This window comes from Massilia haematophila, from assembly GCF_042647645.1.
Taxonomy (GTDB): Bacteria; Pseudomonadota; Gammaproteobacteria; order Burkholderiales; family Burkholderiaceae_D; genus Telluria; species Telluria haematophila.
Window position 1 is genome coordinate 1,000,672 of sequence record NZ_JBHRVV010000001.1, and the last position, 21,311, is coordinate 1,021,982.

General features: G+C 58.8%; 19 protein-coding genes. 11 read left to right on the forward strand and 8 right to left on the reverse strand.

Annotated features, from left to right (window positions below):
* Nucleotides 1-39 precede the first annotated feature (39 nt).
* The 4 genes from phaC (at nt 40) to ACFOPH_RS04630 (ending at nt 5,483) form a co-directional block, all read left to right on the forward strand.
* Nucleotides 40-1,830, forward strand: coding sequence for a class I poly(R)-hydroxyalkanoic acid synthase (phaC, locus tag ACFOPH_RS04615; RefSeq protein ID WP_379733827.1), 1,791 nt, complete (start codon nt 40-42; stop codon nt 1,828-1,830).
* Nucleotides 1,831-2,013: 183 nt separating this feature from the next.
* On the forward strand, nt 2,014-2,574 hold the full coding sequence (gene phaR, locus ACFOPH_RS04620) for a polyhydroxyalkanoate synthesis repressor PhaR (RefSeq protein ID WP_312549189.1): 561 nt from the start codon (nt 2,014-2,016) through the stop codon (nt 2,572-2,574).
* A gap of 206 nt (nt 2,575-2,780) precedes the next feature.
* A complete protein-coding gene (gene rimO, locus ACFOPH_RS04625) occupies nt 2,781-4,190 on the forward strand; it encodes a 30S ribosomal protein S12 methylthiotransferase RimO (RefSeq protein WP_312549191.1) in 1,410 nt (469 codons plus the stop codon).
* 129 nt (nt 4,191-4,319) lie between these two features.
* Complete coding sequence (locus ACFOPH_RS04630; RefSeq protein WP_312549193.1) at nt 4,320-5,483, forward strand: cystathionine beta-lyase; 1,164 nt, start codon at nt 4,320-4,322, stop codon at nt 5,481-5,483.
* 229 nt (nt 5,484-5,712) lie between these two features.
* Here the strand turns inward: ACFOPH_RS04630 and ACFOPH_RS04635 are convergent, their stop codons facing one another.
* From ACFOPH_RS04635 to trxC, 3 genes are all read right to left on the reverse strand, one after another.
* A complete protein-coding gene (locus ACFOPH_RS04635; protein WP_379733830.1) occupies nt 5,713-6,681 on the reverse strand; it encodes a chemotaxis protein in 969 nt (322 codons plus the stop codon).
* A gap of 75 nt (nt 6,682-6,756) precedes the next feature.
* A complete protein-coding gene (locus ACFOPH_RS04640; protein WP_312549197.1) occupies nt 6,757-7,119 on the reverse strand; it encodes a DUF4870 family protein in 363 nt (120 codons plus the stop codon).
* A 120-nt stretch (nt 7,120-7,239) separates the two neighbouring features.
* Nucleotides 7,240-7,674, reverse strand: a complete 435-nt coding sequence (gene trxC, locus ACFOPH_RS04645) for a thioredoxin TrxC (protein ID WP_379733832.1) — start codon at nt 7,672-7,674, stop codon at nt 7,240-7,242.
* A 163-nt stretch (nt 7,675-7,837) separates the two neighbouring features.
* On the opposite strand from trxC, the gene ACFOPH_RS04650 reads away from it, so the two are divergent.
* The 5 genes from ACFOPH_RS04650 (at nt 7,838) to ACFOPH_RS04670 (ending at nt 14,709) form a co-directional block, all read left to right on the forward strand.
* Complete coding sequence (locus ACFOPH_RS04650; RefSeq protein WP_379733834.1) at nt 7,838-8,584, forward strand: DUF72 domain-containing protein; 747 nt, start codon at nt 7,838-7,840, stop codon at nt 8,582-8,584.
* A 153-nt stretch (nt 8,585-8,737) separates the two neighbouring features.
* Nucleotides 8,738-10,063, forward strand: a complete 1,326-nt coding sequence (locus ACFOPH_RS04655) for a tyrosine-type recombinase/integrase (RefSeq protein ID WP_379733836.1) — start codon at nt 8,738-8,740, stop codon at nt 10,061-10,063.
* Nucleotides 10,029-11,936 (forward strand): hypothetical protein, encoded by a 1,908-nt coding sequence (locus ACFOPH_RS04660; protein ID WP_379733838.1) that lies wholly within the window; start codon nt 10,029-10,031, stop codon nt 11,934-11,936. The genes ACFOPH_RS04655 and ACFOPH_RS04660 overlap by 35 nt, the downstream gene beginning before the upstream one ends.
* A gap of 360 nt (nt 11,937-12,296) precedes the next feature.
* Nucleotides 12,297-14,177, forward strand: coding sequence for a hypothetical protein (locus ACFOPH_RS04665; RefSeq protein WP_379733840.1), 1,881 nt, complete (start codon nt 12,297-12,299; stop codon nt 14,175-14,177).
* Complete coding sequence (locus ACFOPH_RS04670; protein ID WP_379733842.1) at nt 14,170-14,709, forward strand: hypothetical protein; 540 nt, start codon at nt 14,170-14,172, stop codon at nt 14,707-14,709. The genes ACFOPH_RS04665 and ACFOPH_RS04670 overlap by 8 nt, the downstream gene beginning before the upstream one ends.
* A gap of 87 nt (nt 14,710-14,796) precedes the next feature.
* Here the strand turns inward: ACFOPH_RS04670 and ACFOPH_RS04675 are convergent, their stop codons facing one another.
* Entirely contained in the window at nt 14,797-16,137 is a 1,341-nt protein-coding gene (locus ACFOPH_RS04675) for a hypothetical protein (protein WP_379733844.1), read from the reverse strand.
* A 235-nt stretch (nt 16,138-16,372) separates the two neighbouring features.
* Nucleotides 16,373-17,311, reverse strand: coding sequence for a hypothetical protein (locus tag ACFOPH_RS04680; RefSeq protein WP_379733846.1), 939 nt, complete (start codon nt 17,309-17,311; stop codon nt 16,373-16,375).
* A gap of 734 nt (nt 17,312-18,045) precedes the next feature.
* Here ACFOPH_RS04680 and ACFOPH_RS04685 point away from each other — a divergent pair.
* Together ACFOPH_RS04685 and ACFOPH_RS04690 are read left to right on the forward strand one after the other, a co-directional pair.
* Nucleotides 18,046-18,852 carry a Mut7-C RNAse domain-containing protein gene (locus ACFOPH_RS04685; protein WP_379733848.1) on the forward strand — a complete coding sequence of 269 codons (807 nt, stop codon included), beginning with the start codon at nt 18,046-18,048 and terminating at the stop codon, nt 18,850-18,852.
* 4 nt (nt 18,853-18,856) lie between these two features.
* Nucleotides 18,857-19,273, forward strand: coding sequence for a hypothetical protein (locus tag ACFOPH_RS04690; protein ID WP_379733850.1), 417 nt, complete (start codon nt 18,857-18,859; stop codon nt 19,271-19,273).
* 17 nt (nt 19,274-19,290) lie between these two features.
* Here the strand turns inward: ACFOPH_RS04690 and ACFOPH_RS04695 are convergent, their stop codons facing one another.
* From ACFOPH_RS04695 to ACFOPH_RS04705, 3 genes are read right to left on the reverse strand one after another with little or no spacing between them, the layout of a single operon-like run.
* The gene (locus ACFOPH_RS04695) at nt 19,291-19,611 is read right to left on the reverse strand and encodes a hypothetical protein (RefSeq protein ID WP_312549205.1); all 321 of its coding nucleotides are present in this window, start codon (nt 19,609-19,611) and stop codon (nt 19,291-19,293) included.
* A 31-nt stretch (nt 19,612-19,642) separates the two neighbouring features.
* Nucleotides 19,643-20,539 (reverse strand): EamA family transporter, encoded by an 897-nt coding sequence (locus tag ACFOPH_RS04700; protein ID WP_379737855.1) that lies wholly within the window; start codon nt 20,537-20,539, stop codon nt 19,643-19,645.
* A gap of 40 nt (nt 20,540-20,579) precedes the next feature.
* Complete coding sequence (locus tag ACFOPH_RS04705) at nt 20,580-21,308, reverse strand: ABC transporter ATP-binding protein (protein WP_379733852.1); 729 nt, start codon at nt 21,306-21,308, stop codon at nt 20,580-20,582.
* Nucleotides 21,309-21,311 lie beyond the last annotated feature (3 nt).

Sequence of the window (21,311 nt, forward strand, 5' to 3'; positions counted from 1 at the left end):
TCTCCAGTTGACAACCCGATTTTACCAACGGAAGCCGACATGAACATGCCCGACCCGCAAGCCTTCGCCGCAACCTGGATGACGCAGCTGACCGACCCATCTGCCTGGCAGGGCTGGCTCAAGCTGCCCGGCGCGAATTTCGGCGCGAATCCTGGCGCACATTTCGGCGCAAACGTGGGTACAGGCGCGGCCCATCCGCTGGCCGGCATCCTCAAGGATTTCAAGGTCGGCATCGACCCGGCGCGCCTGGACGCCCTGCGCCAGGACTACCTGCAAAAAGCGGGCAAGCTGTGGCAGGACTTCATGATGGCCAAGACGCCGGAACTGCACGACCGCCGTTTCTCGGGCTCGGAATGGACCGCCAATCCCTTCTCCGCCTTCTCCGCCGCGTCCTACCTGCTCAATGCCGACTTCATGCTGGCCCTGGCCGACGCCGTCGAGGCGCCGCCGCGCGAGCGCCAGAAGATCCGTTTTGCTGTCCAGCAAATGGTCGACGCGATGTCGCCGGCGAACTTCCTCGCGACCAATCCGGAAGCGCAGAAGAAGATGCTCGAGACCAAGGGCGAAAGCCTGACCCAGGGCCTGCAGAACATGCTGGCCGACATGCAGAAAGGGCGCATCTCGCAGTCCGACGAGTCGGCCTTCGAGGTCGGCAGGAATGTCGCCACCACGCCGGGCGAGGTGGTCTACGAGAACGAGCTGTTCCAGCTGATCCAGTACCGCCCGTCCACCCCGCAAGTGCGCGAGGTGCCGCTGCTGATGATCCCGCCCTGCATCAACAAGTTCTACATCCTCGACCTGCAGCCGGAAAATTCGGTCGTGCGCTACGTGGTCGAGCAGGGCAACACGGTGTTCATGGTGTCCTGGCGCAACCCGGACCCGAGCATGGGCGCGCTGACCTGGGACGACTACGTCGAACGCGGCGCCATCGAGGCCCTCGACGTGGTGCGCGCGATCAGCGGCCAGCCGAAGGTCCACATGTTCGGCTTCTGCGTCGGCGGCACCATCGCCGCCACCGCGCTGTCGGTGCTGGCGGCGCGCGGCCAGCAGCCGGCGGCCAGCCTGAGCCTGCTCACGACCCTGCTCGATTTCAGCGATACCGGCGTGCTCGAGGTCTTCGTCGACGAAGCCCAGGTCGCCATGCGCGAACAGAACCTGGCCAAGGGCGGCATCATGCCGGGACGCGACCTGGCCACCACCTTCTCGGCGCTGCGTCCGAACGACCTGGTGTGGAACTATGTCCAGCAGAACTACCTGAAGGGCAAGACCCCGCCGGCCTTCGACCTGCTGTACTGGAATGCCGACAGCACCAACCTGCCGGGTCCCATGTTCTGCTGGTATCTGCGCAACACCTACCTCGAGAACAAGCTCAAGCAGCCGGGCAAGCTGACGGTCTGCGGCGTGCCGGTCGACCTGGGCCGGATCGACTGCCCGGTCTTCATCTACGGCTCGAAGGAAGACCACATCGTGCCCTGGCCGGCCGCCTTCGCCTCGATGAATTTGCTGAACCCGAAGAAAGCCAAGGCCAACCGCTTCGTGCTGGGCGCCTCGGGCCACATCGCCGGCGTAATCAACCCGGCGTCCAAGGGCAAGCGCAGCTACTGGGTGAATGGAAAAGGCGGCGAAAAGAACGGCCGCGCCCGCGCGCGCACGGCGCAAGAGTGGTTCGCCGGCGCCACCGAGCACAAGGGCAGCTGGTGGCCGGAATGGGCACGCTTCCTGGCGGAAAATGGCGGCAAGGAAGTGCCGGCCCCTAGCCAGGCCGGCAATGAGCAGTACCGGCCGTCCGAGCCGGCGCCGGGACGCTACGTGAAGGCGCGCGCCGATTGAAGGCGTGTGGGTATTGCTTATAAATAAATTGAATGGTAAAACCTTCAATTGCTGCACCTGCACCCGAATTCCCGGATTCGGGTCCTGCAAGCAACACGGAGACAGCAGGAGCTACCCACCACCGCTGTATGGTCATGATTAAAGCGCGGCCCATGAAGCCAAGCGCAACCAATGGAACTTGAGATGAGTAGTGCAAAAAACAGTACTGAACGCCTGATCAAGAAATACCCGAACCGTCGCCTTTACGACACCCAGACCAGTTCCTACATCACCCTGACGGACGTGAAGCAACTGGTGCTCGACGCCGACGAGTTCACGGTGGTCGACGCCAAGACGAACGAGGACCTGACCCGCAGCATCCTGCTGCAGATCATCCTGGAAGAAGAAGCGAATGGCGTGCCGATGTTCTCGAGCTCCGTGCTGGCCCAGATCATTCGCTACTACGGCCATGCGATGCAGGGCATGATGGGCTCCTACCTGGAAAAGAACGTCCAGGCCTTCACTGACATCCAGAACAAGTTCACCAGCAACGCCGCCGGTGCCCTGGAGGGCAAGCCCTTCAGCCCGGAAATGTGGACCCAGTTCATGAACGTCCAGGGTCCGATGATGCAGGGCATGATGAACAATTACATCGACCAGAGCAAGAACCTGTTCATGCAGATGCAGGAACAGATGCAGAACCAGAGCAAGGCGATGTTCGCGGCGTTTCCGTTCCCGGGCATGAATCCGCCGGACAAGAAGTAAGCGCGGCAACGTCGGCGGCGACCCATGTGCGATGTTGGGTTGCGTAGGGTGGGCTCTCGAGCCCACGCTGTCTCACCGCCGGCTACCCGGCGCCTGCGAACAACACCATCAACGCGCGAAGGATGGCAAAAGAGGTCTCGCGGTTCTCCACGAGCCCCGCTTCGGGTACAATCGCGGATTGCCCAGAATTTTTTGCCGTCCTCTCCATGACTGAACTCCGTCGCAATCCTCTTCCCACCAGTATCGATGCCGTCACCGGCGCCCAAGTGGCCCCGAAGGTCGGCTTCGTCTCGCTCGGCTGCCCGAAGGCGCTGGTCGATTCCGAGCAGATCCTGACCCAGCTGCGCGCGGAGGGTTACCAGACCGCCAAGTCCTACGACGGCGCGGACCTCGTGATCGTCAACACCTGCGGCTTCATCGACGCCGCGGTGCAGGAGTCGCTCGACGCGATCGGCGAGGCGCTGGCCGAGAACGGCAAGGTCATCGTCACCGGCTGCCTGGGCGCGAAGAAGGACGCCTCGGGCGAGGACATCATCACCAAGGTGCACCCGAAGGTGCTGGCCGTGACCGGCCCGCATGCCGTGGCCGAGGTCATGAATTCGGTCCACACCCACCTGCCCAAGCCGCACGATCCTTTCGTCGACCTGGTGCCGGACCACGGCGTCAAGCTGACCCCGAAGCACTACGCCTACCTGAAGATTTCCGAAGGCTGCAACCACCGCTGCAGCTTCTGCATCATCCCGTCGATGCGCGGCGACCTGGTCTCGCGCCCGATCCACGAGGTGCTGACCGAGGCCGAGAACCTGTTCAAGGCCGGCGTCAAGGAACTGCTGGTGATTTCGCAGGACACCTCGGCCTATGGCGTGGACGTGAAGTTCCGCACCGGCTTCTGGAACGGCCGCCCGATCAAGACTCACATGACCCAGCTGGTCGAAGCGCTGGGCGTGCTGGCGCGCCAGTATGACGCCTGGGTGCGCCTGCACTACGTTTATCCTTACCCGCACGTCGACCAGGCGATCCCGCTGATGGGCGACGGCCACGTCCTGCCTTACCTCGACATCCCGATGCAGCACGCGCATCCGGACGTCCTCAAGCGCATGAAGCGTCCGGCCAGCGGCGAAAAGAACCTGGACCGCATCCTGGCCTGGCGCAAGATGAACCCGGACCTGACGATCCGCTCGACCTTCATCGCCGGCTTCCCGGGCGAAACCGAGGCCGAGTTCGAATACCTGCTGGACTTCCTGCGGGAAGCGCAGATCGACCGCCTCGGCTGCTTCGCCTACTCGCCGGTGGAAGGCGCCAGCGCCAATGAATTGGATAACCCGGTGCCGGAAGAAGTGCGCGAAGAACGCCGCGCGCGCGTCATGCTGCTGCAGGAAGAAATCTCGGCCAAGCGCCTGCAGGCCAAGGTCGGCAAGACCATCCGCGTGCTGGTCGACGAAGTCAATGCCCGCGAAGCGATCGGCCGCTCGGCCGCCGACGCTCCGGAAATCGACGGCGTCGTCCACATCAAGCGCTCGCTGGTGCCGGGCAAGGCCAAGCTGGCCGTCGGCCAGTTCGCCGACGTGGTCGTGACGAAAGCCGACGCCCACGACCTGTGGGCAACCGTGGCGTAAAATGGTTCCGTAGGGTGGGTACTTGTACCCACCGATCTGGCACCGTCACATTGCCGGCCGCTGTTCGCACCAACAGCGCCGGCATTGTCATTTCAGGATACTGAACTCTTATCGCAAGAAAGGGCCCCCATGACCAAGAAGTCCCTCCAGACCACCCTGATCCACACCGACTATGCACCCCCGGCAGGCTTCGACGCCTACCCGCCCGGCATCCACCGCGCCTCGACCGTGCTGTTCGAGAACGTCGCCGCCCTGCGATCGGGGGACTGGAAGAACAAGACCGCCTATACCTACGGCCTGCACGGCACCCCGACCACCTTCACGCTCGAAGCGCGCCTGGCCGAGATCGAAGGCGGCAAGCACTGCCTGCTGGCGCCTTCCGGGCTGTCGGCGATCTCGATGGTCGATTTCGCCTTCCTGACGAGCGGCGACGACGTCCTACTGCCGGATAACGTCTACAACCCGAACCGCGAACTGGGCCGCTGGCTGTCGCAGGACTTCGGCATCAGCGCGCGCTACTACGACCCGCTGGTCGGCGCCGGCATCGCCGAACTGATCCAGCCGAACACGAAGCTGGTCTGGACCGAGGCGCCGGGGTCGGTGTCGATGGAAGTGCCGGACCTGCGCGCGATCTGCGACGCCGCCCACGCGCGCGGCGTGCTGGTGGCGCTCGACAACACCTGGGCCGCAGGCCTGGCGCTGCGCGGCTTCGACGTCGGCGTCGACATCGTCATGCACGCGCTGACCAAGTACCAGTCGGGCGGCTCGGACCTGCTGATGGGAGCGGTGATCACGCGCGAACGCGCCGTCCACGACAAGCTGGCCACGGCCCACATGCGCCTCGGCCTGGGCGTGAGCCCGGACGACGCCTATCTCGTGATGCGCGGCCTGCCGACCATGAAGCTGCGCTTCGAGGCCCACGACCGCGCCGCGCGCGAGGTGGCGGCCTGGCTCAAGGCCCGTCCCGAGATTGTACGCGTGCTGCATCCGGCCTTCGAGGACTGCCCGGGGCACGCACACTGGCAGCGCGATTTCACCGGGGCCGGCGGGCTGTTCTCGGTGATCTTCGACGAGCGCTACACGGAGGCGCAGACCGACCGTTTCGTCGATTCGCTGGAACTGTTCGGCCTCGGCTACAGCTGGGGCGGCGCCAACAGCCTGGCGGTGCCGTACCGGATGGGGGCGATCCGCCGCGACTGGCAGGAGCAGGGCACGCTGGTGCGCTTCAATATCGGGCTGGAGGACCCGCGCGACCTGATTGCGGATATCGAGCAGGCGCTTGCCACGCTGTGAGGGATGGTGTGGCGCCGCCTGTGGCTTCGGCGGCGCCAACTTTGGGGTCAAGGGGCGTCCGCGTGGGCACAAGTGCCCACCCTACAAGGTCAAAAACATGCGGCACTTCGATTGATCGCGTGTCCTACGTATATGTGCCTTTCGTAGGGTGGGCTCTCGAGCCCACGCGGTACGACGCTCGAATGATCGAAACGCAAACGGGACGCACCGCGGCGCGCCGACCTCCAACTTACTGCTTCAACACCCGCCGCAGCGTATTGGACAGGTCTTCCAACGAAAACTTCGCCACGTAGGCGTCGGCGCCGACGTTCTTGACGTGCTCCTCGTTGGTCGTGCCCGTCAGCGAGGAGTGGATCACCACCGGAATGTTCGCGAGGCGGGCGCTTTTCTTGATGTTGCGGGTCAGGGTGAAGCCGTCCATTTCCGGCATCTCGAGGTCGGTCAGCACCAGGGCGACCTTGTCGGAAACGGTCTTGCCCTCGGCTTCGGCGGCATTCGCGATGCTGTTCAACTGGTCCCAGGCTTCCTTGCCGCTCTTGGTCATGACGTAGGGCAGGCCCATCGCGTCCAGGCCCTGCTCGATGAGGGCGCGCGCGACCACCGAGTCGTCCGCCGCCAGCACGACCGAGCCCGGCTTGATCTGGATCCTGGCGCCGACCGCCTGCTGGCTGATCTCGGGGCCGGAATCCGGATTCAGGTTGCGCAGGATGGTCTCGACGTCGAGCACCTGGGCCAGGCGACCACCGTGACCGTTCGCGCCGTCCTCGCCTTCGAGGCGGGCGATGCTGGTGACCATGCCGCTGCCGGCGCTCTTTTCGGCCGACATCACCTGGCTCCAGTCCAGGCGCACGATCTCTTCGACGCTCTCGACCGCGAAGGCCTGGGTGGTGCGGGCGAATTCGGTGACCAGCATGATGTTCAGGCCGGTTTTCGGCTTGACGCCGGCGATCGCCGGCAGGTCGAGTACCTGGATGATCTGGCCGCGCAGGTTGACCACGCCAAGCACGTGCGCCGGCGAACCGGCGACCGCGGTAATCGCCGGCATGGCGACGATCTCGCGGATCTTGAATACGTTGATGCCGAACAGCTCGTTGTGCTCGCCCTGGTCGTCGCCACCGAGGCGGAACAGCAGCAACTCGAACTTGTTGGTGCCGGTAAGATTGCTGCGCTCGTCGACTTCCTGCTGAACCGATTTCATATATCGCCCTGAAAATTAGTGATGCCGTAGGGAAAGCATTCTAGCTGCGAAAAGGACGAAACTGTAAAGACCGGCTCAAACAGGCATGGATTTGTTGCTGTTCAGATCCAAAAAACCACGAATCAGGCGGTAGGCCTTCCAGACCCAGGCGATACCCCATACCAACAATGCAACAGGCAGGCCGACGATGGTCGCGAACAGGATGCCGCCGACCACCATCCACAGCACGTAGAACCAGAACGAGCGCAGCATCCAGGTATGGTGGCTGTAGACCATGGTGCCTGCGGTGTCGGGCCGCTTGATGTAATTGACGATCACCGGCAGGATCGACAGCATCCCCAGCGAAAAGAAGAAAGTGGCGGCATGGACCAGGTAGAGAATGCGCGCCAGTTGCTTGGCGTCTTCGATTCCGCGGTCCAGGACGAGTTCTTGCGACATGATCAGGCTCCTTCGGGACGACCCCGCTTGTTTCGATGCTTGTCTCTATTGTAACAGTCCGGCATGGTGATTTCGTTAAGCTTGCGTGGAGGCGGGCGCCGGGCTGCCACGGCTGCGCTGCTAAAGCTGGGATTCGACCCAGGCCGCGATCCGTCCCGCATCCATGGCGCCGGCCTGGCGCGCGATCTCGCGGCCGCCGCGAAACAGCGCCAGGGTCGGGATGCTGCGGATCGCGAAGCGCGCCGAGACATCCTGGGCACGTTCGGTGTCCACCTTCAGCAGGCGCACGCGCGGTTCGAGCCGCTGCGCCGCCTGCGCATAATGGGGCGCCATCATCTTGCAGGGGCCGCACCAGTCGGCCCAGAAGTCCACCAGCACCGGGATGTCGTTGCGCGAAATGTGGCGGGCGAACTGTGCGGACGAAACGTCCAGCGGCCGGCCAGTAAACAATGCTTGCGCGCACTTGCCGCACACCGGCTGGTCGGCAAGGCGTTCAGGCGCGAGACGGTTGACGGCCTCGCATTGCGGGCACACGATGTGGATTGGATCGCTCACGGTGTCATCTCCTCGGACAATGGATGTTGGCGCTATTGTAAGCCGGCCGTCGCCGGCGCGTGGTTTCCGGGCTGGCGCCGGCAAGTCGCGCCGCGGCCCAACCATGCGCCGCAGCAAGGGCGCCGGACGTAGAATCGCTTCATCAGCAATTGCAATAAAACCAATGACGAATCCGACCCAGGCTTGCACCCAACTGATCGGCTGCGCCGGCTGGAGCCTGCGCAGCGAACACGCCGCGCACTTCCCAAGCGCGGGCAGCCACCTCGAGCGCTACGCCGCCGTCTTTCCGATGGTCGAGATCAACTCGTCCTTCTACCGCCCGCACCAGCCCAAGACCTATGCGCGCTGGGCCGAGAGCGTGCCGGATGCGTTCCGCTTCGCGGTCAAGGTGCCGCGTTCGATCACCCACGACGCCGGCCTGCGCGACATCGACGCGCTGTTGGACCGCTTCGCAAGCGAGGCCGGCACCCTGGGCAAGAAGCTCGGCTGCCTGCTGGTGCAGCTGCCGCCGAAGTTCGGCTTCCACGACGAGACCGTGCGCGGCTTCTTCCTGCGCCTGCAGGCGCGTTTCGACTGCATGATCGCCTGCGAAGGGCGGCACCCGAGCTGGTTCAGCGACACCGCCACCGAGGTGCTGCGCGAGCGCGGCGTGACGCGCGTGATCGCCGATCCGCCGGCCGGCCAGCCGGGGCCGCACGTGCCGACCACGGAGGACATCTACGTGCGCCTGCATGGCGCGCCGCGCATTTATTACTCCTCGTATTCGCAGGAGTACCTGGCGGCGCTGGCGCGCGACCTGGCCGTGCACAGTGCGGCCGGCCGCACCGTCTGGTGCATCTTCGATAACACGTTATCCGGCACTCATACTGTTCAGGCTCGGTTTCTTCTCGATCTGCTTCAACGCCATTAATCTCCAGGGCGGGCAGGCATGGTGAGTCAAGCTGAGGCATGAGACCGACACCTGCGCCGGCCTCTATCCTCTGTGCAAAAAAAGTGTTTATAAACTGAAAGAAATGCCGTAAAATCAACAGCTTAAGCTAACGAGCGTGTCGCCAGAAAAGTGGTGGCAAAATACTTCTTGCACATCACAATTTATCGCGCAGAACCCCTGCCAAAAAGTCTCTCTTGTAGGCCTGAGTACGCACACCAACTTCCTCCCGGCTTTTGGTTCTTGGTAGATGACGACAATCAGGTAGTTGTCGAGCCAGCCCTTCTTTTCCTTATTGATCGGTTCATCAAGCAAGGGAGGTACAAAGGCAAGCACACGCATAAAGCAATGGCCTATGACCTTGCCGATTGGTGGCAATACCTCGTTGAGCGGGGGATTTCCTGGGCTGATGCTGAGACTGACCTCCTCGTTGAATATCGCGAAAGCCGTTTGGCCACGATTAGCCGGCAGACGCATGAGACATTAAAGGCTAGTACGGTTAATCGAAGACTAAGTGCAGTTCTAGCGTTTTACCGGTGGGCTCACGGTCGAAATCTGTTCTATCACTCCACTTTAGACGAGCTCGAAGTTCGCACTAGAATGAGGGAAATCGATTCCGATCCGTTGAGCCACACAAGGTCGGGAGTATTTCACCAGACGGTATCGACATTAATGGCGGAAGACGATGCTGACGGACGCGTCAGTGTTCGTGTGATAAATGCGAATGGTCATTGGAAGCTGTTGCAGAGCGAGCTTGGGCCACTTCCGACGGAACAATCGGCGGACGACCCCAGGCCCTCAAGGGATCGCTTGGCCGCTGAACTCTCATTTTGGACAGGGCTTCGCGTAGATGAGGTGGCGAAGCTTAGCACACTACAAATTCTTAACTTACTGCCGGCCGACGATGCGTTGCCTCATGAAATGTTAGCTGTGGTAGTCACAAAGACAAAGCGACTCAAGGCGCGGACGGTTTTTGTGCCGGTATATTTAATCCGCGAATTATTGCACTACATCGAGCATGAGCGAAAAGAAGGTTTAACAGCGGGCGCAAAACATCGAGTTAAAAAGCACAACCTCTTGTTTGTAAATAGTGCATCTGCTAATCACCACGCAGGCAAACCTGTACATCCCGACACGTTTGATCGAAAATTTCGTGCCGCAGTATTGCGCGCGGGACTAGTTCAGCATGTCGAAAAAACTGATCCAGATACAAGGCAAATGTATCTGACCAGAGACGTTCGCTATACCTTTCATGATCTGAGGCACTCATTCGCAATATATCTATATTTGTCCTTGGAGGCAGCAGGAAATGCTGCGCCATGGCTTGAGGTCTCGCAGCGCCTCGGCCATTCCTATTTAAAGACGACGACCGATATTTATCTAGCCCATCTGGAGGTGAACAGGCGCGCAATTAATGCCGAGGTGTATGCTGCTACAAGGAGTCGCTGGAGTGGGGACTAAAAAGATTAAAGCTGCGGCCAGATTCGAAGTTCTTGAAATTCTTCCCCCAGTTGCCGCAGTTGTTCCTCTCAGCAGTGCGCGGGCGAAAATCCCATTTTTCCGTATTAAGCACAGTAGTACGGATCAGGAAGCAAGTATTGTTTATCCTGCCGTGACGGAAAACGGGGTCCCCTGGGAACTGAATATCTCTGCGCTTATGCCGGCGCCTAACCTATGCAGGCCATTAGCCGAGGCGATTATTCAAGCATATGGGCCAACTCCTAATCGAAAAACCCTTCGCGGGATCATCGGTGCTTTGACCTCAGGAATGATTGCATTTCTTGTCGATACAGAACGGTGCTACATAGACCTGTCTGGCATAAATAAGGGCCTCTTAGAGACTTTCATGGATTGGCTCGATCATAAAGCGATATGGGCGGAATCAGCTCGGCCGAAGCTCTACCGAAACTTTGCTGGGCTTTTGCGCAGGCTAAAAACAATGGAGCCTTGGCGAAATTCTTTTGGCCCTGATTTTCATATCCCTTCCGGGCACTGGGTCGGTGCCGATCGTCGACGAAATCCTGTAAATGTTATCGATCAAGATCTTATGACGCGGATACGACGCGCGTGCATATCAGAGGTTACGGAAATAATGAGCCTCTTTAATGAGACGATGGAGATATGCGCGAGCTCTCGAGAAAATTTGGTGCCATTAGATTCTTTGCCGCCAATGAAAAAGGGGCCGAAGCGTCCCGGAGAAAAGGGAGGGTGGTCAGTGGATCTGTTTATTGCCTACGCAGATCAGACCTCAAAAGGGGGCCCAGTTCTTACAGCGACCCAGGTTGCTCAGCAATACTCAAATGGGGCCGCGCTCGCGCGAGCAATGGTGCGCCGGAACGTGAGCATGGTCCGCGATATCGCACCAAGATTCCATGCAACCAGTCGCACGATCGTGCCGTTCGTTCTACTGATGACGATTGCACTTGCATATAATCCGGATACTATCAGAAATAGTAAGGTCGATGATTACTATTATGATCATGAATTGGGTGAATTTTTCATCGCCAATGCATATAAGGGGCGATCCGGCGCACGTCAGCCCGTATATATTCCCATCGACGATAATGCTGATAACCCATCTGTATTATTTCAATTCCTTCTGCAGTGGACGGCTCGACTTAGAGCTTCGATCGATGCACAATTAAGAAGTCATCTATTCGTATTCGCTAGCGCCGATGACCTGACGGTGAGTGCTTTTTACTCGGGCGACAGCCAGATCTGGAAAAGGCAGCTTGAGAATTTCAGGAGCGCACATGATCTGGAGTACTTTACCCTTGAGATGATCCGGAAGACGGTCCTCGACCTCGCATACGACATCTTTGGTGGCGACATAAAGGCCGTCCAGATTCAGGCATCCCATCGCTCTGCGGAGACCACCAATATTTATTCTTCGGCCGGGGAGCAGCAGCGGCGTTACCAGAAGCTAGGCAGAGTAATGGAGCAACGACAGCGGCACCGCGAAACGAATGGGTTGATCGATCCGCGGGACCGTAGCAAGAGTGAGGATCTGAGCTGCGCTACGCCCGGATGGCAGTGTGGCGATCCGTATGACAGCCCGTTCTCTGAGAAAGGAAAGCTTTGCGTTAAGTACGGATGGTGCCCGGTTTGTCCGCTTGGTCTAATCGACCTCTCTGTACCGCTCACATTTGCATACGCTATAGGCCTGCTAGATGCGGTAAATCGTGCTCAAAGCGCAATGAGTCCGGAGACTTGGCTTCAGCGCCTCGGCCCAATCAAAAGGAAGCTCGAGGAATATTGGCTGCCTTTATTTAACCCAGACATTGTAGAGGCAGCGCGAACAATCCAAATCCCAATATTGCCAATGCCGGAGTAGCATGTGCGTGGAAATCAGATAAAAGTTTTAACAACACCAGAAGTTGTCGGTCGACGAAGTGAGTGCCAATTTCATTTGTTGCCCAACCCGAGTTCCTGTCGCATTTCGAGCACAAGTTGCTGGAGTGATTCAATTTGGCGGCTAGATCGTGACATTGGGCTACGATCCCATGAATCTACAATCAACTGGGAATTCCCGCTGGAGGACGGGTCGCATTTTACCGATGCACGCCATGCTCTTCTGCTAGATACATTCAAGCGCTTCATTTGGTCTGCGGTCGTGGACTCGCGTGGGGGAGGAGCGTGGAGCTATCATTCATTCGCCACTAGAGCCTCCACAATCAAACGAATCGTGCGGTGGATGGTGAAATATAACTACTTCACTCTGGCGATGATTGACCCCAATGCGGTAAGTCAGTTCACGGATGATCTAGTTGAAGAGCTTCAAAGCGACGGCACTCTATTGGATGACGCCGCGTTGCTGGAGGGTAATTCTGAAAGCGATTTGCCAGACGAAGCGATCTTTGAGAACGACGATCAATATGGCGAGGAAAGTGACGAAGAGATCGGGTTTGCCAGCCTAGTATGTAAATGCCTTGTAGTTTGGCAGAAGCTCTGGTATCAGTCGCCAGCTCTAAAAAGTGCTGGTTTGCCAGGCATCGAAGAAGATCCTTTACGCGGCCAAAGTGCAAGGAGTCTGACCCTGCAATTGACAACTTGGGTCATAAAAAGGATCCCGCCACTACCTGACGAGGTTGCGATCCCTGTCATGAACGAGGCACACCGCTGGCTGGGGTGTCGTGCTGATGACGTTATTCGATTGCACAATATGTATATGGATGCTTTGGCTATGCGGGACATTGTGTCGAAGCAGACAGTTCGTCTACATGTTGTAAGAAATATTCCATCCTTTACTTTCTCCGTAGAGCATGATGAGAGCGAGCCCTGGCATCCAGAGATTTCGCCGAGCTCAACTTTTAGCGTCGACGGAAATGTCCAGCTTCAGGTGCCGACCGACGCGGTTCGAGACCTGGTGGAGAAAGTGGCTGCAGCTTGTTCAATCGTAATTCAGTCAGAGACAGGGATGCGGGTCAGCGAATTAGCGGCCATTGAAAGCGGAGTGGATGAGAACTCCGGACTTCCTAAAGCTCTTGCTACTCAGTTGTCGAAAACGGGGCTGAACCAACTTTTCTTTATTCGTTCCACGCTCATTAAGACTGTCAAGTCACCCAAATTGGAAGAGTGGCTAGCTGGTTCTTGTCCTGTTGGGTCGAGCTTTACTCCTGGCCCGATTCGGGCCATTCAAATTCTGGAGGCGTTGTTCGAGCCATGGCGACGAATAAGCGAGGATGCTCGCACGAAGAAAGCCCTTTTCATAGTTGCAAGAGGAAGCGGTCTGTCTGTGAACCCAGGAGTGTTTGCGGCAGCGAGAACGTATTCCCTGAGGATCAAACAGAAATGGTTTATTCAAGAATGCGTGGACCTCGCTCAATTACCTGATCAGAGTCGGCTAGGGGAAGATCTTGCGCTCTATCGTGAAACTGCTGGGCATTGCATCCAAACTCACCAGTGGCGCAAAACTTTTGCAATGTATGTCGTGCGCACCGATCCAAGAATGGTCCCGGCAATCGCTCTCCAGTTCAAGCACTTATCCGTTGCTATGACGGAGAGCGCATACATCAGCAAGGACCCCAGTTTGATGCGCGAGTATAGCGCACAGCAGGCACGGGCAGCGGCGACGTTCTTCTATCGTGCAATTACCGGAAAGGATACGGTGGCAGGACGAATGGCAAGACTGATAGACGAGTGGCGTGCAACTTTGCTTGAAAGGATCGGCGCCAAAAGTGCGACAGGCGCGATCGACATTTTGCAGGAACTGTGTGAGAGCCGGAATATCCGGGCGTTCACCTCGCCACATGGAAAATGCTTTATCCGGGTTCGTCCTTCGGAGGCGAGATGTCATCAGCAAGCAGGGAGTCACCATTGGGCGAACAAGAAACCAAACTACGATCACCGGGAACCTGACGTCTGTAATGGATGTGCCTGCTTTGGTGTGGATCCAGACCATATTCCGTATTGGGAGCAGCGATTTACGGAGAACCAGACTACATGGTTAAAGTCGCAAGCGCAAGGTCTGCAGCAGGGATTCCGCGTTGTGCAGGAGCGGGCATTACAGTCCGCAAATATGTTACGTGCCCTTGGCGTCGAACTTCCCGATATTAAAATTAAGACTCATGCCTAAGAAAATACCTGAGGCGCCCATCACTGGAATCGAAAAGGAACTGATGGACGCCCTGGCCCGCTTGAAGAGTGGGCAGCCTAAGAACGCGATCCTTTCTAAAAAAGCTAAGCTTGGGAAACTCCGTATCAACGCGGCGACCGTGGCCCGGGAGGCTAATCGCTCCCGTACTTTGATTGGCCATGATGGATGTGCATATCCTCGAGTCAGAGCGGCTGTGAAAGCAGCGGCGGAGCCGGAAGTGCCGCCTACCTCTTTCGAAGACGTGAATCGAAGGCTCCGGGAAGATAACCAAGAATTGCGCAAGACCGTGAAGTTGGCAATGTCTCAAGTCGCCGCCATGATCAAGCGGATGGATCACCTGGAGCGGGAAGCGACCCGCCGCATTAAGACCGCAGAAAGAGCAGTTGCAGGCAGTACTGGTGCAACAGGTCACAATAGTATTGCTGGGGCGAACTTACTTAGAAATCACCTCGCCCCGGTCGTTCCATTGCCGAGGCGGAGCGACCCCAGCGGCGCAGCGGAGGAGCGGTAAGGCGGAAGTGAATTGCTCCTTAACTTAGGACCAAAATGGCGCGATCACAGGCGCTGGAAGCGGCTTGATGCACAAAATTGCCCAGTTTCAGTCGTCATCTGAAGGAAGAATGTCAAAGTCATCCTCGGGGTTTTGAGAGGGTAGCGGAATCTCATCCATCACCTGCTCAGGATCACAGTTGTCGATGAAAAAGTACAATGTTGAATCGACTACTTTTACCCGGCGGGTTCCTGGATCAAAATCGAAAAGGGGTGGAACTATTTTCGCGCTCGCCTGGAGTGCAGCAAGTCTCTTTAGCATGCCGGATACATCCGATGTCCGGACGTTAGCCGGTGCCGGGTGCCTTTCTTTAATCAGCGTTTGCAGATCTTTTCGCTCAATTCCTTCGCTTAGCTCCCGATATGTCTGATGTACCATAACTAATACGAAGTAATAAGGGAGATATAGGGCTACAAACTCCTCAGTTGATCTACGCGACCGTGAGCCAGCAGCTATTGATTCAAGGCTTCGGATATGACGCGCTGAGTACTCTTGGACCTTCTCTTCGATAGCATCTTTCACATGGTCGAGCGAATCAATCTGAACGGGAACCGGACTAGTCTCGTTTACACCTGCCTTTTCGCACGTTTTTCGCAGAAGCTCTTGAACAATGGCTACGCTACCATGAGCCTCTTCGAATATTACAGCCTTTACTAAATCAGAGAACTGTACATTTAGAACGGGCTCTCCAGCTTTTACAATCCGTTCAAAGTCACTTTGATGCCACGGTTCAACCGGTACCTCAGCGATGCGATCTTGTAAATCACCGTTGTACTGCACCAGACGGTTGCGTTCTCGCCAAACGCCCAAAATCACAAACCGCAATCCCATTTCTTCAAAGGTCCGGAGGTCAAATGCAAGCTGCCGTTGTACTTCTTCCGTCAAGTAGTGAAAGTTTTCGAGAACGTAAAATTTTGACTGACCATTCACCTGAAGAAGCAACTCGCCAATGTCTTGAGCCACCCCTAGGTCAAACTCAACACATTTTCGATTGTCTGTTCGCGATGCGCCTGCTTTCTGTTCTCCCTTAGTTTCCGCCTCCCCTCCGCCAACCCAAGGCAGCATTGCAGTAAACTTAGCGGAAATAGAGGCCGAAGATTCGCGGTTTGTCTCAGTCGACTTATCAGTGACGATTTCGACCTTCTGTTGGCGTAAGATGGATCGGTATAAGCTTTCTGCGGTATGTGTTGGACCGCAATGTACCGTGACCCGGTTTCCCTCGGGTAGATGGCGTTGCATAAGCGCCGTTTTACCTTGCTTGGACGATCCATAAATGATGATTTGCCTAGATTGACTAAGCGCAACTGCTAACGCATCGTCTACGGCTGCTCTCTCAATATAACTAAGAACAGGGTCCTTGGATACGCCGAAGACTTCCTCTATTTTCATATCGTTTAAAATTTCAAATGGTTAGTCGAATGGTTCGCAATGTATCTCTTTGAGAAAATCATCGCACTAGGCTTCTTTAGATTCAGTCGAAGACTGGTCGATTGCTAGAATTCTTTTCTCGACCAATGTGGGCGGTGCAACCTTAAAAATGGAAACTCCTTTCGCACGGATTTGGTCTTGGAAAGCTTAGGGCAGATCTCCCCTAGTTGAAGAAGTTCCGTCGTTCAAGGCGCAGCTAAACCGCTTTCAGATCCCGCATCAACTCTGGCTCACGTAAGCTATGTCTGATGAGGGCCTTTACTATGCAAATCAGAAAGTTTAATGCTTTCTCATAACTACCTAGAGCATTTAGGCTTTTTTCGAAATCTGGCTCGCCGCCATGTGCGATAGCGCTTCGGAATTCGTATAGCAAGCTCCAGACTTCGTCTGGCTTTGCGGCAAATGTCTTAGTGATATCTATTGGGCGGTGAAAACGACGATTTATTAATGGCATTTTATTCCGGATCTGTCTTGTTATAGAATCCCCGGGATCTTTTGCGTCTGGCTTGTGAGTAAGCAACATTTCGATAATCGAAAATAGAGCCAGACACTGTGCATCCTGATGATGAATTAAAAGATTAGAAGCATCAAACATGGAGAGTGCTTTGGCAGCATCTGAAAGATCCAAGCCGCCATCCGATGTATCGTCTGCCGCTTCAACAAGTCCAATCAACATGCGTAGGTCGTCAAGCATTTCGCTGGTCACGACGATGGGTTGAGGGCTCTCAGGCGCAACAAGATAGCGCATAACCTTTGCAGGAGTGTGCCCCCAGTTGCAGTACGGCTCGAGCAGGGTTAATGCTTCCAAGTCTAGAGGCACTTCAGAGATAGCAGCTAACCGGTGAAGAATTGTATTCGTGTAACCATCAGCTGGGGAAGAAACCACATAGTACCGCCACTGATCCTCAGGGAGATGTACCATGATCTCGCCATTTCCGTCCTCGCAAGGCTTAGGATCATATTCGTACCGCAGATATGGGTCGGCCGTAAAGGTTAGCTTTTCAAGATGTTCCTTTATATGCTTTCGCTGATCAGCCGTCGCTTTTGAAAGCCAACATTTGTTTGCTAACTCAAAAGGAAGCGGTGCATCGATACGGATTTTATTAAATACAAACGCAGTAATTTGTGATGACATGCTAGGTATTTTTCAGAGCGATCCTGTATCTTTTCTTGCTGACTGGTCTCGGTTGTTGACCTCTCGGCCATAAACCCTATAAGTAAGCTTTAAAGAACGACGTTGCGAGGCTCCTACGGTGCTATACGAGCGCACGAACAAAACTTTGTCTGCGTATGGGCGCGATAGCGGAAGGATTGAATGCCCCAGTGTACGAGCTTGTTGCAATGAGAGCAAGCTGGAGTTTTTGTTAGGTGTTCCATTACGTGACGACGGACTGAGTAGCTCAAATTACGCAGTTGACCCCGAAGAGCCGTTACGCGCGACTGAAATACCAGCAACCCTATAGAAATGGCCAGAACGCTGGCTTACCTGCATGCGGTCGTCTTGGCCCGCACTCTCCTGTGGTGGCCGCTTCAAGCTTAGTGAGGAATCGTTGTGGTAAGAGGAACGGGCTATCTCGGCAGGTTGCGAAATTGATCCCTGTGGCTTGTAGTGCTTCAAGCCTTGATCACGCCACAGAATTTTTTGGTTTTCTTAGTGCTTCCGGGCGCACACGTCTACATCATGAACACATTTTCTTATCCTAACTCTGCTCATATCGATATTCACCTCTACCGGCGTCATCGCTTGCTGAGACAGTGAACACATCAGTTCTGGATAACACGCTGCGGCCGGCGAAGCGGTGCCGAACGCGCTCGAGGTCTTGCGTGCGTGCCGGGACGGCGCCGCGCCAGGCGTGTGATACTGCGGCCATGGTCACGGCGAGTTTCCGTTTCTACGAGCAACTGAACGACTTCCTGCCGCGCGCGCGGCGCGGGCGCGAATTCGCGACTCCTTGCGCGCGCGCCGCCACCGTCAAGCACATGATCGAGGCCCTGGGCGTGCCGCACACGGAAGTCGAGCTGGTCCTGGTGAACGGCGAGTCCAGCGGCTTCGACCGCTTGCTGGCAGAGGGCGACCGGGTCGCGGTCTACCCGAAGTGCGAGACTGCCGACATCGCGCCACCTCTGCGCGTGCGCGCGCGTCCACTGGTCGAGTCGCCCGCGCGTCCGCGCTTCGTGGCCGACGCCCATCTCGGCGGCCTGGCGCGCCTGCTGCGCATGGCCGGCTTCGACACGCTCTACGACAACCGTTACCACGACGACGAAATCGTCGCCATCGCCCTGGACGAGGACCGGGTGGTGCTGACGCGCGACCGCGAGCTGCTCAAGCGGCGCACCCTCACGCATGGCTGCTACCTGCACGCGCTCAAGCCCGCGCAGCAGTTCCAGGAACTGTTCGACCGCCTCGACCTGGCCGCGAGCGCGCGGCCGTTCACGATCTGCCTGCACTGCAACCTGCCGCTGCGCAGCGTCGCCAAGGCCGACGTGCTGGACCGGCTGCCGCCCTCGGTGCGCGAACTGCACGACGAATTCAATACCTGCGATTGCTGCGGCCGGGTGTTCTGGAGGGGCTCGCATCACAAGCGCATGACGGAACTGCTGGCCGGCGTGACGGATGCTGCGCGCCGGCTCCCGGCCGCGGTAGAATCGGCGGCGAATCCGGCCCTTGGACCCTAGCCGCGTGAACCAACCCGCCGTCAGCCTGCCGTTCCCGATCCGTACCGAGTGCCCGCCCGGGGCCTGCGTGTGCGGGTACGAGCGCGTCCTGGCCGACCCGCAGGCCGACCACCGCCCGCTGGCGATCGACCGCCGCCAGGAGCAGATGCTGGTCGCGCGCATCGAGCGCGTGACCGACTATGCCGACCTGCAGCATGTGCAGGCCCTGATCCGCAAGAACGTCGGCGCCGAGCTGCGCATCGCGCCCGGCCCGAACGAGGTGCGGACCGTGCGCGGCATCATCATCGTCCTCGAGGACAAGCCGGGCCTGTGCAGGAAAGTGAGGCAATCGGTGCCGGCGGCGGTGCGCCGCCTGCTGCAGGAAAAGCCCGAGATCGCCTATGCGATCCTCGACGCCCACGACCTGTTCGGGTCACCGTAGTCCGGTAGTGCTGCCGCTCAGGTCTTGACGATGTACTTCAGTACGAAGCCGACCAGCAGGCATGCCGCCATCACCAGCGACAGGCCGCCGTGGAACATGTCGCTGCCGACGGAGACCTCGCGCGACATCTCTTCCTTGCTCATCTTGCCTGCGCGCGTCAGCACCACCGGGCGCAGCAGGCCCTGGATGCCGAGCAGGACCAGGCCGATGCCGATCAGGGTCTCGCCGGTGAGGCCGCGCTCGATGCCGGTCGACAGGCCCATGCCGCCCAGGCCGACACCGAACAGGAACCAGAAGGCGCGCGAACCCGGGTAACGCTTGAATTTGGAAGTGTCCATGCTTTTTCTTTCGACAGCGTAAAGCCCGGCATTATAGCGGGGCTCCCGCGCGCAGCCGCGGTTTGAAGACCACCAGCGCCAGCGACAGCACGACCAGGACGATGCCGGCCCATTGCCAGGGCGTGATGACGTCGCCCAGGGCGAGCATGCCGGCGGCGATCCCGACCGGCGGCACCGCCAGGCTGAAGGGCGCGACGCGGTTGGCCGGATGGCGCTTGAGCAGGCCGGTCCACAGCGCATAGCCGAGGATGGTCGCGAACCAGCCCAGGTAGGCGAGCGAGGCCCAGCCGGTAAGCGACAGGGCGCGCCAGTCCCAGCGTGTTTCGGCCGGGTCGAAGGCCAGCGACAGCAGCACGAAGGGGACGATCGGCACCAGGCTGGTCCAGACCATGAAGGGCAGCACCTCGAACGCCGGCGCGGCCTGGCGCGCGCGCCGCACAACGATGTTCGACGCCGCCCACATCGCCGCCGAGGCGACCGTCAACAGGAAGCCGGCCAGGGGCAGCTCCGAAGCGCCGTGTCCGAGGACATCGACGCCGAGGCAGGCCAGCCCGAGCGCCGCGATCGCCATCGCGGCCTTCAGGCGCGATTCCACCCGTTCGCCCAGCAACGCGAAGCCGAACAGGGCGGTGAAGAAGACCTGCATCTGCAGCATGACGGCGGCCAGCGAAGCGGACATGCCGGCGCGCAGGGCCAGGAACAGCAGTCCGAACTGGCCCACGCCCTGGAACAGCCCGTACAGCAGCACCCAGCGCGCGGCCAGGCGCGGCGGGCGCACGAACAGGGCCAGCGGCAGGAAGGCGAACAGGTAGCGTCCCGCGCCCAGCTGGAAGGGCGTCAGTTCGCGCAGGCCCAGCTTCATGGCGACGAAGTTGGTGCCCCAGACCAGCACCACGCACAGCGCGGCGGCGTAGTCGCGCCCGCCCAGCGCGCCCGCCTCCTGCGCGGGCGCGCCGTCCGCGTCAACCTTAATGCGCCTGCCCGCCGCCAAGGTAGGCCGCCACCACCTTCGGGTCGTGCTTCAGGCTCTCGGCCGGGCCGTGCACCGAAATGCGGCCGTTCTCCAGCACATAGCCGTAGTCGGCCACGTTCAGGGCGGCGGCGGCGAACTGCTCGACCAGCAGCATGGTCACGCCCTCGGACTTCAGGCGCGTGATGATGCGGAACACCTCCTCGACCAGGATCGGCGCCAGCCCCATCGAGGGTTCGTCGAGCAGCACCACGTCGGGGTTGAGCATGACGGCGCGCGCCATGGCCAGCATCTGCTGTTCGCCGCCGGACAGGGTGCCGGCCAGCTGCTCGCGGCGCTCCTTCAGGCGCGGGAACAGCTCCATCGCCCGTTCCAGGTCGTGCGCCACGTCGCCTTTCGGCCGCGCCCGGGTAAAGCGCGGGAAGGCGCCCAGCAGCAGGTTGTCGGTCACGCTCATGGTGGCGAACACGCGCCGTCCTTCGGGCGAGTGGGCCAGGCCGCTCCTGGCGATGCGGTGCGAGTCGAGGCCGGTGATGTCCTTCCCGGCCAGCGTCACCTTGCCGGCGCGCGGCTTGATCATGCCCGAGATGGCGCGCATGGTGGTGGTCTTGCCGGCGCCGTTCGAGCCGATCAGGGTCACCAGGCTGCCTTTCGGGACGTCGAGCGAAATGCCGTGCAGGACCTGCACCTTGCCGTAGGCCGCTTCCAGATTCTGTATCGTCAGCATGAT

Excerpts from the sequence above, each read along its gene's own strand:
- phaC (WP_379733827.1), top strand. The coding sequence starts at position 40 with ATGAACATGCCCGACCCGCAAGCCTTCGCCGCAACCTGGATGACGCAG.
- phaR (WP_312549189.1), top strand. The coding sequence starts at position 2,014 with ATGAGTAGTGCAAAAAACAGTACTGAACGCCTGATCAAGAAATACCCG.
- rimO (WP_312549191.1), top strand. The coding sequence starts at position 2,781 with ATGACTGAACTCCGTCGCAATCCTCTTCCCACCAGTATCGATGCCGTC.
- ACFOPH_RS04630 (WP_312549193.1), top strand. The coding sequence starts at position 4,320 with ATGACCAAGAAGTCCCTCCAGACCACCCTGATCCACACCGACTATGCA.
- ACFOPH_RS04635 (WP_379733830.1), bottom strand. The coding sequence starts at position 6,681 with ATGAAATCGGTTCAGCAGGAAGTCGACGAGCGCAGCAATCTTACCGGC.
- ACFOPH_RS04640 (WP_312549197.1), bottom strand. The coding sequence starts at position 7,119 with ATGTCGCAAGAACTCGTCCTGGACCGCGGAATCGAAGACGCCAAGCAA.
- ACFOPH_RS04650 (WP_379733834.1), top strand. The coding sequence starts at position 7,838 with ATGACGAATCCGACCCAGGCTTGCACCCAACTGATCGGCTGCGCCGGC.
- ACFOPH_RS04660 (WP_379733838.1), top strand. The coding sequence starts at position 10,029 with ATGCTGCTACAAGGAGTCGCTGGAGTGGGGACTAAAAAGATTAAAGCT.
- ACFOPH_RS04665 (WP_379733840.1), top strand. The coding sequence starts at position 12,297 with ATGGTGAAATATAACTACTTCACTCTGGCGATGATTGACCCCAATGCG.
- ACFOPH_RS04670 (WP_379733842.1), top strand. The coding sequence starts at position 14,170 with ATGCCTAAGAAAATACCTGAGGCGCCCATCACTGGAATCGAAAAGGAA.
- ACFOPH_RS04675 (WP_379733844.1), bottom strand. The coding sequence starts at position 16,137 with ATGAAAATAGAGGAAGTCTTCGGCGTATCCAAGGACCCTGTTCTTAGT.
- ACFOPH_RS04680 (WP_379733846.1), bottom strand. The coding sequence starts at position 17,311 with ATGTCATCACAAATTACTGCGTTTGTATTTAATAAAATCCGTATCGAT.
- ACFOPH_RS04685 (WP_379733848.1), top strand. The coding sequence starts at position 18,046 with ATGGTCACGGCGAGTTTCCGTTTCTACGAGCAACTGAACGACTTCCTG.
- ACFOPH_RS04695 (WP_312549205.1), bottom strand. The coding sequence starts at position 19,611 with ATGGACACTTCCAAATTCAAGCGTTACCCGGGTTCGCGCGCCTTCTGG.
- ACFOPH_RS04705 (WP_379733852.1), bottom strand. The coding sequence starts at position 21,308 with ATGCTGACGATACAGAATCTGGAAGCGGCCTACGGCAAGGTGCAGGTC.